Below are 14,088 nucleotides of genomic sequence, written 5' to 3'. Positions count from 1 at the left end.
CGGTCGGCCTTCTTTTTTTTGTGTTCAACATTTTTTAGATTTTTTAGAGGGGGAATTTTATGTCAGGTGTAAAAACAAAGAAAAAGGTTCTGTCATGTTTGCTCAGTCTTTTTTTGATTTTATTGCCGGTTCCCGGTCCCGCAATGGACCAAGCACTTGCAAGCGGGACGGAAATTCAAATAACATCTGATCCTGCAAACCAAGGTGCGCTTGCTTTTTATGGGGATAAAATAGTTTACCAGGACGACCGCAACGGCACTAACGACATCTATATGTACGACCTAGGTACTGGCACCGAAACTCAGATAACAACTGACCCTAATGATCAAAGCAACCCAGCTATCTATGGCGATAAGATTGTTTATGAAGATTATCGCAATGGGAATGCCGACATTTACATGTACAACCTGAACACTGGTACCGAAATCCAGATAACTAATGATCCGTTTAATCAAAGTATCCCTGCTATTTACGGCGATAAAATAGTTTACCAAGACGATCGTAATGGCAATAACGACATTTATATGTACGATTTAGCAACCGGCACAGAAACGCAGATAACCACCAATACAGCCGGGCAATATGAACCTGCTATCTATGATAACAAAATAGCATGGGTGGATGACCGCAACGGCAACTTTGACATCTACATGTACGACCTGGGCACCGGTAATGAAACTCAAATTACTTTTGACCCATCCAATCAAAGTGGTCCTGTCAATATTTATAATGACAAAATAGTGTGGGTTGATTACCGTGGTGGCACTGCTGACATTTACATGTATGATTTGACTATGGACAGAGAGGTTCCGATTGCCGTCAATTCTGCAGAACAATATTACTGCAACATTTATTTCGATAAAATTGTATGGGAAGATTGGCGCAACGGCAACGCCGACATCTATATGTACGACCTGAACACTGGCAGGGAAAACCAGATAACAAATGATTTGGCAAACCAAGGCAGTCCGATAATTTTGGGCGATAAAATAGCATGGGTAGATGACCGCAACGGTAACCTTGACATCTATATGTATATTCCACCTGTGCAGGCAGATGGCACCGAAACCCGAATAACAACCGACCCGGCAGATCAAGGAAAACCTGCCATTTACGGTGATAGAATTGTATATGAGGACAATCGCAACGGAAACGGCGACATCTACATGTACGACCTGAGTACCGGTACAGAAACCCGGATAACAACTGACCCGGCAAACCAAACAAATCCTGCCATTTACGGGGACAAAATAGTTTACCAGGACGACCGCAACGGGAACAACGACATTTACATGCACGACCTGAGTACCGGCACCGAAACCCAGATAACTAATGATCCGTTTAATCAAAGTATCCCTGCTATTTACGGCGATAAAATAGTTTACCAAGATGACCGCAACGGCACTAACGACATCTACATGTACGATCTGAGTACCGGTACAGAAACCCGGATAACCACCAATACAGCCAATCAATATGAACCTGCTATCTATGATAACAAAATAGTATGGATAGATGACCGCAACGGCAACTTTGACATCTACATGTACGACCTGAGTACCGATAATGAAACTCAAATTACCAACAATTTGGCATACCAGTATCACCCCATAATTTATGGGAACAAAATAGTGTGGTCAGATGAGCGCAACGGCACCCAGGATATTTACATGTACGACATAAGCACAGGAACGGAAACCCCTCTTATAACTGATCCGTTAAACCAGGAGAAACCTGTCATTTATGAAGATAAAATTGCATATATAGAAGATAATGGCTCATATGTTTATATGTACGACCTGACAACCGGAGTTAAAACTCAAATAACCACTAACCCAGAGAGTTATCCTGATCACGTAGCTATTCATGGTAATAGAATTGTATGGGAAGATTGGCGAGATACTGTCAACTGGACCAGTGATATTTATATGTTTACGCTGGCTCAGCCCGACACCACTCCGCCAGCAGTGACACCTTCCGTTATAGGCGGAACCTTTAGGGAGCCGCAGGTTGTAACATTTACCACAGATGAACCGGCAACGGTATATTACACAACGGACGGCTCTGACCCGACTGTTTCCGGTATTGTATACAGTGAGCCCATAACGATTGACACAACCACTACCTTGAAATATTATGCCGTTGACAGTGCTGGTAATGCTTCGGCGGTAGAAGCACAGAATTATGTAATAGATACCGTTGCACCTACCATTACCGCAGCTCCGGCACCGGGGACATACACGACGGCTCAAACAGTTTATTTGACAGCCAATGAACCGGCGACGATATACTACAGCTTCGATAGCACCAACTGGACAGTTTATACAGAACCGGTGAGTATCAATAACACCGTAACCCTGTATGTTTACGGTATTGATGCTATGGGCAACACAAGCGCAACGCAGGCATTCAATTACACCATAAATATCAGCACCACCTCAGCCAGTTCCGGCGGTTCCAGCAGCAGTCCGGGCACCACCAGCCCGACAAGTACAGAACAGCCCCAAACAACTGTTGTCACATTAACCGGCACTATCAGCAACACAGTAGTAGACCCGGCCAAAGGGCCAAGCTTCACCGACGCAGTACACCACTGGGCTGTGAGAGAAATAGCCGCAGTGGAGCAGTTGGGGCTGATGAAAGGGTACAACAACCAATTCTTTCCCGACCGGAACATCACCCGCGCCGAGTTTGTGGTAACCCTGATGAACGCATTGGATATACCGGAGGACCTGCCGGACACCGGCAAATTTGATGATGCCGACCAGATACCGGGCTGGGCAAAAGACAAGATTCAAGTGGCCAAACAGTTAGGTTTGGTGGTAGGCTATGAGGACAATACCTTCCAGGCGTCCAAAACCATTACCAGGGCGGAGATGGCAGTGATAATGGCAAAATACCTGTACATTACCGGGCAGGACCTGTCGCAGTTAACCGGTACCGTATCGTTCGCCGACAAACTGCCTGACTGGGCCGAAAACTCGATTAAGGCATTAACCACCGCAGGTATTGTGAAAGGGTACCCCGACGGCCTGTACCGCCCGGGCAGGAACATTACCCGCGCGGAAACGGCGGTAGTTGCCTATGAAGCAATAGGACTGATCCGCGAACACAAAAACATAGACAAGCTGGCAGTAGCCAGGAAAATCAACGCATATTAGAAAGGCGGGCAAATAGCCCGCTTTTTTTTTGTGATGCCAAATAGAGAGGAGGAATTTATCGTTGAAAATACTGCTGATAACAAACGACTACGATCTGATAGGTAAGGCCCAGCAAACAGAACACAGCGTCATATCGACCACTACAATATCTGGAGCAACCGATCTGCTGAAACAGCACAATTTTGACATGATTGCACTCGGCGTACCATACTGTGACCTGCCGGACATAGAGGCAGGTTTTAAAAAGAAGTATAAGAAGGTAATTAAAATACGCGGCAAAGACTTTATTATTCCCGGCGATGATAAAGCCGAAGCGTCAAAAACATCTGAACAGCAATCGTTACAGCCACCTGCACCGTCCCGTGCCGGAGCACAGCAGGTACAGACAACCGTTCAGCCTGTACAGCCAAAACAGCCTGAAGCGAGACCACCGGAACAGCCGCGAACGGTGGCACAGTTGCAGGCGGCACCGCAAAAACCTGCGGCGGAGCCGGTAAGAACCGAACCGGTAACGGCAGGCAGTAAACCTCCGTCAGACCTGCTCCGGAGCTGCCGGCAGATACTGCTGATCAGCCAGAACAGGGAAACCATAGTTGCTGTCCGTGAAGGTCCCCACGGCGGGAAAACCACGGTCGCCGTGTCCCAGGCATCGGCAAAACAGATAATGACCGGGAAACCCGTTGACCTGGTTATTTTCGACCTCAACGAAACACCCGCATTTGACTACGGCTGTCCGGTAATCAGGCTGGGCACGGATATACCTGTCAGTGACCTTTCGGAGCCGCAGGAAAAGCTCCGGGAAGATAATCAGGAAGAAACATGGGCAGAAAAACCGGGTGGAACGTCAGGCGGTAAACCTGTGGAAGAAAAATCCGGGACGCTGACAGAACCGGTGCCGGAAAAGCAGGCTGAACCGGAGCCCGCACCCGTGCCGGAAGAACCGGGTGCACCGGCAGCGGACAATTCGGTCCCCGTACCGGAAACCCGGAATACCGTGGCAGCGGCCCTGGCTGATGAAGGACCTCCCAAAGCCCGAACTCAGCCGGGACAAACAGAAAGCGATATACTGCTGGACAGCGACCTGTTTGAGTATGCCGTGGGACCTGCGCCGTTGGTTGTGGGCGACGACGAAGAAGCCGGGCAGGCGGATGAGGGCGAAGGGCTTCTCGGCCACCTTGAACGGCTGACACAGACGGCAAAAAGGCAGATCAACGAAATAACCGGGACAGCCGCAAAAGCGGGGGGTATTGGAAGCATACTGGGAGGAACCGTTAAAAACCTGAGAAAGCCGGGTAAAAAACAGCAGAAGGTCAAAAAAATATACCAGCATGTAATCGGGATAACCGGCACCAAAGGCGGGCTTGGCCGGACCACCCTGGCGCTGGACATGGCACAGGAACTGAGCAGGGATGCAAGCGTACTTATAATTGACCTGAATTTCCAGGCCGGCGGATCAGACCTTTCATACCTCGCCGGATTACCCCAGGTCCCCAATTTTTTGACCTTCAGGAGCGAAAAACTCCTCCAGGAAGCCGTTTGCTGGTGCGGGGGAATATCTATATTGCAACCCCCTCCCTGTGATGCCTTACAGGCGAAATTAGAGCCCTCTGACGTTGAATTTGCGGTCGGGGAGGCAGTACGTAATTACGATGTTATTATAATCGACCTGCCGGCCACTGAAGATGCAGTGTGTGCCGCGGCCAGGCAGCAGGTTACAGCCACTGTCATTATGACCTCTGGCAGCATGACAGAGGTCAACAGGCTGTTGAAGAAAGTGGAGCAATGGCCCCGGCCCGTGGTGGTTGTAAACGGCAGTAACGAAGCCAAAGCAGAAAACCATATACAAACTGCAACCTGCTGGCTGCTGCCGAAGAAAAACAGCAGTGATTACCGTTCGGTGGTGGAAGCGCTGGCGGAATCAATTATTACGTCCAGATAGGGAAAGGCGGTTGATGTTATTTGCTGGACTTGTGCAGTTTAAGTAACGGGAAAGACATATATCTTGCCAGGCACCACGCCGGGACGGCGTTCTATGCCACAGGCATCGCCCTGGCCGCAGGACTGGACGCAGAACGCATAAGCGCTCTGCAGATAGCGGCTTTGGTACACGACATAGGGAAGATAGGCGTACCGCTGGCCATACTTCAGAAAAACGGTCCATTATCATCGGAAGAATGGCTGATAATCAGGCAGCACACCATTGTCGGCGCGGAAATCTTTCTGCAGAAATACCGGTACATGGACAGATATGCAGAGGAGATAGTTCTTGCCATTAAACACCACCACGAGCGCTGGGACGGAACCGGCTACCCGGACGGACTGAAAGGGGAACAAATACCGTATTTGGCACGGATACTGGCGATTGCGGACAGCTTCGACGCCATGACCGGCGGACGCCCGTACAGGGAGCCGCTTGATACCGCCGCCGCCGTAAAGGAAATCGAAAAAAACATGGCAATCATGTATGACCCGGCACTGGCAGCCTGTGCTGTTCGGGTGCTGGCAAAAAACAATATTTTTTTAAAAGGGGATGATAAATGTGTTAATTTCGGTTGATCTTGGGTATGGGTTTACAAAAGCAGTGAAGGAAAACGAAGAAAAAGTAATCTTTCCGTCAACCCTGGCCATGGGCGGGGTTGAAATGCTGCTGGAATACTGTGACAGCAGTATTGGGCACAGACTGACGGTGAAAAAACCGGGCGAACCGGAAGCCAGCGACTACTATATTGGTGACCTGGCGTTAAAAAGCGGGCGGGCAGTACAGGGCAGCCTGGCAAGGGACAAGCACCTGCAGCAGAACTCCGTATTGTTCGCTCTGACCGCGGCCTATCTTTTAGGCGCGGAAGGCCCTGTGGACCTGGCCCTGGGCCTGCCTATAGCGTACTATCGGACACAGAAGGACGACCTGAAAAAGACGTTTCAGGGCGTGGAAGCACAGTTATCGGTCAACGACGGGCCGGAGCGCATGATCTGTTTCGACAGCATCCATGTGTTCCCGCAGGGTGTGGGGGCAATATATGCCGGGGGCATCACTCTGCCGGAAACCGGCCTGGTAGGCGTTGTGGACGTTGGTTATCACACAACCGATTACCTGCTGCTTGAGTGCGACAACGGATCTGTACAGCCAATACCGGCGTATGCCGGTTCCATAGAAGTAGGGGCCGGCACAACCATGCAGATGTTTGGCGATCAGTTCACACAGAAAGTTGGGATACCGCTTAACCTGCCGAACATCCAGGGCATGTGGAAACGGGACCGGCTGACTGTCCGCGGCAAAGAAATTGACGTTGCAGGGATAAAGCGTAAGGCCAGGGAAATGTCTGTCTCAGCTATAGCGGACGGCCTGCAGAACGCCTGGACAGAAAAGATAGATTTTGTTGACCAACTGATTTTCTGCGGCGGCGGTGCGCTGGAGTTCGCCGAAGGGTTGAAACAGTATTTTCCCAACATGCACCTGATACCGGACGCCCAGTTTGCCAACGCAAAAGGTTTTCTGAAAATGGCCCAAACAGGGCGGTAACACAAGAAGCACAAGGGAAGGTGTATTTACCTTTTCTTGTGCTTTTTTTGACACGTGAAGTGCTTACGGCGGCAAGGGTTGAGGGTGCGAAAAAGAGGTCATTTGTCAGTTAGATTTCCAAGTAAAGTTTATTTTGTATACAGGTTAGCGTGAAACAATGGCAGGGTGGCAGGAAGAGGGTTAAGTGTATACACTAAAAACCCAGTAAAATCAAGGGTTGAGGGTATAAAAAAAGGCAAAATGTATACAGCAGAAAAGTGTATACAAAAACGCAAAAAAGATGGTTTAAACCCTCGATATGACAGGGTTTATTTTGTATACAGGTTAGCGTGAAATAATGGCAGGGTGGCAAAAAGTGGATTGGGTGTATACACTAAAAACCCAGTAAAATCAAGGGTTGAAGGTATGAAAAAAGGCAAAATGTATACAGCAAAAAAGTGTATACAAAAACGCAAAAAAGATGGTTTAAACCCTCGATATGACAGGGTTTATTTTGTATACAGGCAGGTGTGAAACAAGGCAGAGTGAGCCGGAAAAGCCTATGGTGTATACAAAATAAACCTTACAGCGGCAAGGGATAGAGGTATAAAAAAAGCAAAATGTATACAGCAAAAAAGTGTATACAAAAACGTAAAAAAACAGGCTTAAACCCTTGCGGGAGTAGGGTTTATTTTGTATACAGGTTAGCGTGAAACAATGGCAGGGTGGTAGGAAGGAGGTTGGGTGTATACACTAAAAACCCAGTAAAATCAAGGGTTGGAGGTATGAAAAAAAGCAAAATGTATACAGCAAAAAAGTGTATACAAAAACGTAAAAAAACAGGCTTAAACCCTTGTTGGAGTAGGGTTTATTTTGTATACAGAAAAAACAACGCGAAAGGAGTGTCTATTTATGCCAAAAGTTAAAAGAGACACGGATGATGCCAGCCGTGTCATCTCAATCAGGTTTCCTGCGGATCATCCAGTTTGGGACCATCCCGAAGGCAACCGGTCCGATTACGTTCGTTATTTAGTAGACATGGGCCTGTTAGTGGCTTACCAAACGAATGACATTGAAGCTATCCGCCAGGACGTGCTGGCTTTACGCCACAGCGACATCCGGGAAATAAAGCAGTTGCTGCAGGAAGTAAGGGACAGGCTGAACAATGTACAGCCGTTGCAGAACCAGGCAACAGAACCGGCACAGGAAGAAAAACCAAAGTCAGACCTTGGGTTGGACCCGCGCCTGATCAACGCGCTGGACGACTTTTTGAAAATATGAGAGGAGGTCATAGTACCCACGGCTAAAGCCGTGGGCTTGTGTCAAGCACAAGCCCGGCTATGACCAGCCTGAGCGCTTTATGCGCTACGTTATTCCGGTCATGACACCCTGGGGTGCTTCTCCAGCCCCAGGCCCTGTCGTCCGGCATTAAACAGGCCTGTCGGGTAACAGCCAGTGTGCCGGGCATAGGAAGCCGGGATAACATAGGCGAGGAGAGACGCCGGTAAGGCGCGTAACCAGGCCCGTAAGGGCACTCCAAAAGGAGGAGAGATGGATGGTATTTGTGTTGGACAAGCACAAGAAACCGCTAATGCTCTGCACCGAGAAGCGTGCAAGGCTGCTGCTCAAAAGGGGCAGGGCGGTAGTCCACCGTATGGCTCCCTTCACAATCCGGCTAAAAGACCGGGTGGTGGAAGAAAGTGAGCTGCAGCCATTGAGGTTAAAGTTGAAACCAGGTGCAAAAGCGAGCGGCATAGCCGTATTGCGAGAGGTTGATTCCCGGAAGTCCGAGGCCGTGTTTCTGTGCGAGATACACCACAAGCCGGGGATAAAGCAGAGCCTGGACAACCGGCGCAATTTACGGCGCAGCCGCCGGAACCGCAGGACCCGCTACCGCAAGCCCAGGTTTGACAACAGAAGAAGGCCGGAAGGCTGGCTGCCGCCGTCATTGCAGGCAAGGGTGGAACTGACAGCCAATGCAGTTAACAAGCTGCTGAAACTTGCACCAATAACAGCCATATCTGTCGCGTTGTTTAAATTCGACACTCAGAAGCTGCAGGACCCTGAAATATCAGGTGTCGAGTACCAGCAGGGGGAATTGTTTGGCTACGAAGTAAAGGAATACCTGCTGGAGAAATGGGGCAGGAGATGCGCCTACTGCGGTAAAGAAGGCGTACCTCTGGAGGTGGACCATGTCGTACCCCGGAACCCGAAATATGGGCCGAAAGGCACTGACCGCGTCAGTAATTTAACGCTGGCGTGCGAGGCATGTAACAAAGCCAAGGGCAATCTTCAGCCGGGAGATTGGCTGGAGGAGCTGAAACAATCCAAACGCCAAATTGACGCGGTACGGGCAGCGAATTTGGAGAAGGTGCTGACGCAGTTGAAAGAACCGTTGCGGGACGCAGCCCTGATGAACGCGACCCGGTGGGCGCTGTACGACCGGCTCAAAGGAACCGGCTTACCGGTGGAGTGCGGCACCGGAGCGCGTACCAAATACAACCGTCTCAGGACGGGCCTGCCCAGGACCCACTGTTTTGACGCCTGCTGTGTTGGCGGGAGTACGCCCGACGAAATCATAATCGGGCAGGAATATGCCCAGGTCTGGTCTGCCAAAGGCCGGGGTACCCGGAAGATGTGCAACACAGACAGATACGGTTTTCCGGTCGGTCACCGCAGCAGAGGGAAATTTCATTTTGGCTTCCAGACCGGAGACCTGGTTGTGGCCGAGATTCCAAAAGGCAAATATACCGGTCGCTGGACAGGCCGCGTGGCTGTCCGTTCATCCGGGTATTTCGACATAAAAGACGGGTCAGGCAGAAGAATCTGTCAGGGAGTATCCTGGAAATACATGCGTATAGTCCAGCGCAATGACGGCTGGCAGTACGAGAAACAAAAAATTGCGCAGAGAGGAGGGAAACAGAAAGGCCGCATTCCTCCCACGGCTGAAGCCCGTGGGCTTCCTGCGGCTTTTCTGTGATGTATTTGAAAAGACATGCAGACAGGCAGATGTATCGCATGTACAAAAGGCAGGAATTTCTTGAAAAGGAGCTGGCCGAGAATATAAACAGCGCATTGGAAAACATAAGCACTGCCATGGCTCATCTTTATAAGCTGGCTGACAAGTACCAGCATGCCATGCGGGACCCCGACTTCAGTCCATATGACAGCGCGGTTCTGCCATATGATGTGGCGGTGTCCGCCGAACAGCCAATAGCCGTACAGATAGTAATATGGGAAACCCCGCCCCCAATCTGGAAAGCGAATCCGTTTGTGCGTGACAAGGTTCACAGGGCGCTGCGGGAAGTCTGGCAGACAACATTCCAGGAAGCTGCCGAAAAGGCAGTTGAAAAACTCAGGGAGATCTATGGCAGCGAGTTCAGGCCCATCGAAAAGGCGGCCCTGATAGTAAAAACATGCTATCCCAATTCAGTAGAACGGGACCATGACAACTACATGATCAAGTTTGCCAATAACGGCCTGCGAGGGCTTGTGTTATATGACGACAGTTATTTTTACGAAAAATACATCGTTTGCTGTTCCGAAACACACCATATTCAGCCACATATAGAAATACTTGTAAAAGAAATAACTCCGGAAGTCGAAGAATTTTTCCAGCAGTGGACCAGTTTTAAGCACAAGATCGAGCCAGTAAACGATAAAAGCCAATGGTATTAGGAAATATAAAATTCAAGATGGTTCCATAAATATAAAAACAAAAAAAATTGCCATAAACCCTTGTGGCAGTAAGGCCGACGCCTATTTTTTTGTTGCAAATACATGTTTTTATATTTTTTCTCAAAATTGTATAAAACCTTGATGCTCTAGGCATCAGCAGTGATTGCGCAAAATTACGGTTTTTATACTAAAAAACAGCTGCAAGTGCTACATAATCTAAGGATGACCTGATTCAGCAGTATGCAAGGCAAAAACACAAAATTTTGCGCAATCAAGGAATTGCTTTGGGCAGGAATGGGCAGGGGAGAAAACAGGGCAGAAAGGGGGCAGGTGTGCTGGTAATAGAGGAAAAAGATGGCAGAAAAAACAGGGTGGTGAGATTGGATTGGAGGGTCAGAAAAAAGTGGTAATGGCAGAGGAACTGATGGGCAGGATATGCAGGAGGGATTTTGAAGTATTGACGGCATTGAATAGATTTGGGATGTTGTCGGCAGGGCAGATAAAAGATATTTATTATAACGGAGCGCAGTACGGTTACCATCGCCTGAGGCTGCTGAGCCGGAGGGGGCTGGTGGCGGACCGACCGTTATTGGGCAGTGGGCAGACAAGCCAACAGTCAAAGCGTGTGTGCAGAAAAATAACGAGCATGTATGCGCTGACGGCGGAAGGTGCCCGGCTGATAAGCGGCCAGGCGCGGCGTGTGAAAAACGAATATCTGCACAAATACTTTTTAATCGGCGAGATATACAGGCAGTTAGTGGCGGAGGGGATCATAAACCCGAGTGAATGGCTGACCGGGCTGGAAATAAAATCGCAGTACAAAAACATATTGAAAACCAACACAATAAGCGCAGCAATACTGCGCGACAGACCGATAGGCTTGTACATAGCCGACAGCAGGAAGCAGAAGGACTTGACGGCGCATGAGAACAGCATGGCCCAGGGGTTCGACCGCCATCACGTATTGATAGCCAAATATCCCGGTGAGGTGAGGCAGCAGATTACCAACCACATACAGCCAGGGCCGGTGACCGTATTAAGTTTTGACGAAGCGGCGGAATGGCTGGGCAGGCACCTGCGCGCAGCCAACGAACGGCGGGACACGGTGAAAGAAGCCCTGAACAAAGGTGTAAAAGCCCTGAAGTCCAAAAACAAGACGCTGGAGATCCGCCCGACAGGAGCCGTACTGGTGCCGGCATACCATGTCACCGGCTACCGCGAGTTTTACCTGGTGGAGTACGCCACCCGGAACGAGAACGTGCTGGCGGTGATCAGGGACAGGATAAAGCGCGGGCAGGACCATTTCATGGTTATTGTGGCCGACGACGAGCAGGAGCGCATAGTACGGACCGTACTGGGCGACAGCCCGTATGTAAAGACATTAATGCTATAGTATAGAAGGGCAGGTGGCGTTGTTGGACAAAACCAGACTGACGGAAGAAACAAAGCTAATCGCCGCCATACTTCCCCCGATAAACCTCATACTAACCGCGGCGGTGATATGGCGAGCGGGGTTGTACCCGCTGGCCCTGGCAGCAGTACCCGTAGGGGTGTTTTTTTATGCCCTGACGGAGCACCGGCAGGTATGGCTGACATCACAGTACCCGGCCTGGGCGGGGCTGGCGCAGGGCGTGATCAACCCGCTGTTTTTTCACCTGAACGCCGGGTACCTGGACCCGTCGGGCGTGATGGCGCAGGCGCTGGGCGTGATAATCGCCGGAGCCGTGCCGGCGGTACTGCTGATAAAGCATTTGCTGACCGGGGAGCTGGGTTTAAAGACCACCATACCTCTCCCGTTGCCCGGCATAAAACCGAACAGCGGCGACCGGTTAAAGACCTGGCCGTGGAACGGCAGACTGGAGGCAGAGATATGCCGCGACAGAGAAGGGGCCCCGGTGGTAATACCGAGCCTGAACCGGTTCACCCACATTATGGTGGCCGGCGGACCAGGCAGCGGCAAGACCAGCGCCGTGTTCAAGCGCCTGATCTGGCAGGACCTGAAGGTGATAAAGAACGGCACACCGCTGGGCCTGACCCTGGTGGAGCCCGACGGCGAGACCGTGTACGAAGTGGCGGAATGGTGCAGGAAACTCGGTTTAAAGCACGTACTGATCGACCCCATAAATCCCGACACCTGCCGGTTTAACCCATTGGACGGCGAACCCGAGTCCGTGGCCGAGACCATGCGGCTGATCCAGAGAAACCTGTTCGGCAAGCAGGAAGCCTTTTTTGCGCAGGCCCAGGAACAGCACGCCAAGCAGACCTACCTGCTGATGAAACGTCTGCGTGGCAACGACCTGTATTTAAACGAGATATACGAACTCCTGCTTGACCAGGAGAAGCTGAAACTGGTGGTCAACGAATACCGCCGGCGGTTTGGCGAGGACGACACCTTTTTATACTTCGAGCACGAAGTCTTTGGCCGGCTGGCCGACAAGATCCACCAGTTTGCCATGGGCGCGCGGCTGCAGTTGGGCGATATAATCTCCAACCCGCACATCAGCCGGGTGTTCATGGGGAAATCCGACATAGACATGGACCGGCACATCAACGAGGGCGGCATTCTGCTGGCAACGACCCGGATGGGCGAGCTGGGCAAGCTGGGCGACATTTTCGGCCAGTTTCTGATCATGCAGTTGCAGAACGCCGTATTCCGGCGCCCCGGTGACGAATGGACCCGTGTACCGCACATGCTGTATATCGACGAGTTTCCGCGTTACGTGAACGCCGACTTTGAACGGCTTGCGGCCATAGGGCGGAAATACCGGTGCGCGTGCCACATAGCCCTGCAGAGCTTCGGCCAGTTGAAGCTGGCCGGGGTACCCAGCTTCCTGGATACCATGCTGACCATAGTGAAGAACAAGATCGTGTTTGGCGGTTTGGGGTATCCCGACGCCGAGCTGTTGAGCAGGACCCTGGGCGAACAGGAGCGCACCGACCGCAGCATCACCGTGGACGACCATGTACTGTTTCCGAGCCTGAAATTGCAGCGTAAGCTGACCGAACGCCAGGTACTGCAGAAGCGCTGGACCCCGACCGACATCATGGAACTGCCGCCTGGCAAGGTCATGTGCAGCGTGGTGGGAGCCAACAACCGGCTGTTTATCGGCGAGGGCAGTGTCATCCCGCCGGGCGAACTGGCCGGGCTTATAAAACGTGAGTTGAGGCAGTACGGAATGCCGGACATTGAGTTAATCGACGACATGGCCCCGGAGGTCACCGAGGCAACCGTGGCCGGCCTGCGCGACAGGCTGGAGGGCAGCGTAAGTGCAGTGGATGATGTGGGGATAAACACGAACACAGACGCGAAGGGGGACTGGTACTGATGCAGGAAGCAAAACAATTACAGCATCAGCCTGACGAATACGAGGTATTGATAAAATTAAAGGCAGAGCTGGAGGAGTACAGAGAGACATGCGGACAGTTGGAATACCTGAAAACCCAGCTTGACGGCCTGAAGAAAGAAGTATCGCAGTTGAAGAAACAGAAAACCGAGCTTGTGTACGACCTGATCGACATAACCCAGGCAAAGAAAAAACTCGCCGATGACGACCCGGCGATACTGTTTATGCGCCTGTTGAGGAAGGCGGTTAAACCCTTATGGGAGGCAAAAGCCGAGATGGAATACTACCTGACCCGCATGGGGGAACTGACCCCCCGGCAGGCGCAGGAGATAGAGAAAAACCGGGACTTTTTAAAGTCCCTGGTGGATATGCTTAACCAAAAACTTAATTAAGGAGGCTGATGTAT

At 50.9% G+C, this 14,088-nt stretch carries 10 protein-coding genes; all 10 read left to right on the top strand.

Features of this window, described 5'->3' with window-relative positions; all coding sequences use genetic code 11:
* Nucleotides 1–59: 59 nt before the first annotated feature.
* Entirely contained in the window at nt 60–3,161 is a 3,102-nt protein-coding gene (locus tag Tfer_RS04445; protein WP_052217067.1) for an S-layer homology domain-containing protein, read from the top strand.
* Nucleotides 3,162–3,222: 61 nt separating this feature from the next.
* Nucleotides 3,223–5,100 carry a CpaE/TadZ family protein gene (locus Tfer_RS04440; protein WP_052217066.1) on the top strand — a complete coding sequence of 626 codons (1,878 nt, stop codon included), beginning with the start codon at nt 3,223–3,225 and terminating at the stop codon, nt 5,098–5,100.
* Between the two features lie 20 nt (nt 5,101–5,120).
* On the top strand, nt 5,121–5,717 hold the full coding sequence (locus tag Tfer_RS04435) for an HD-GYP domain-containing protein (protein ID WP_052217065.1): 597 nt from the start codon (nt 5,121–5,123) through the stop codon (nt 5,715–5,717).
* Nucleotides 5,701–6,681 (top strand): ParM/StbA family protein, encoded by a 981-nt coding sequence (locus Tfer_RS04430; protein ID WP_052217064.1) that lies wholly within the window; start codon nt 5,701–5,703, stop codon nt 6,679–6,681. Before Tfer_RS04435 ends, Tfer_RS04430 begins: the two co-directional genes overlap by 17 nt.
* 891 nt (nt 6,682–7,572) lie before the next feature.
* Nucleotides 7,573–7,941 (top strand): hypothetical protein, encoded by a 369-nt coding sequence (locus tag Tfer_RS04420; protein ID WP_052217062.1) that lies wholly within the window; start codon nt 7,573–7,575, stop codon nt 7,939–7,941.
* A gap of 274 nt (nt 7,942–8,215) precedes the next feature.
* Nucleotides 8,216–9,640, top strand: a complete 1,425-nt coding sequence (iscB, locus tag Tfer_RS04415; RefSeq protein ID WP_052217061.1) for an RNA-guided endonuclease IscB — start codon at nt 8,216–8,218, stop codon at nt 9,638–9,640.
* The gene (locus tag Tfer_RS04410; protein ID WP_152908968.1) at nt 9,637–10,338 is read left to right on the top strand and encodes a hypothetical protein; all 702 of its coding nucleotides are present in this window, start codon (nt 9,637–9,639) and stop codon (nt 10,336–10,338) included. Before iscB ends, Tfer_RS04410 begins: the two co-directional genes overlap by 4 nt.
* Before the next feature lie 385 nt (nt 10,339–10,723).
* Entirely contained in the window at nt 10,724–11,731 is a 1,008-nt protein-coding gene (locus Tfer_RS04405) for a hypothetical protein (RefSeq protein WP_152908967.1), read from the top strand.
* A 22-nt stretch (nt 11,732–11,753) separates the two neighbouring features.
* Entirely contained in the window at nt 11,754–13,664 is a 1,911-nt protein-coding gene (locus Tfer_RS04400) for a type IV secretory system conjugative DNA transfer family protein (RefSeq protein ID WP_052217058.1), read from the top strand.
* Complete coding sequence (locus Tfer_RS04395; RefSeq protein ID WP_052217057.1) at nt 13,664–14,074, top strand: hypothetical protein; 411 nt, start codon at nt 13,664–13,666, stop codon at nt 14,072–14,074. The genes Tfer_RS04400 and Tfer_RS04395 overlap by 1 nt, the downstream gene beginning before the upstream one ends.
* Nucleotides 14,075–14,088: the final 14 nt, after the last annotated feature.

Origin of the sequence: Thermincola ferriacetica (genome assembly GCF_001263415.1) — a bacterium.
GTDB lineage: Bacteria > Bacillota > Thermincolia > Thermincolales > Thermincolaceae > Thermincola > Thermincola ferriacetica.
This window is presented reverse-complemented; position numbering and strand designations above follow the sequence as displayed.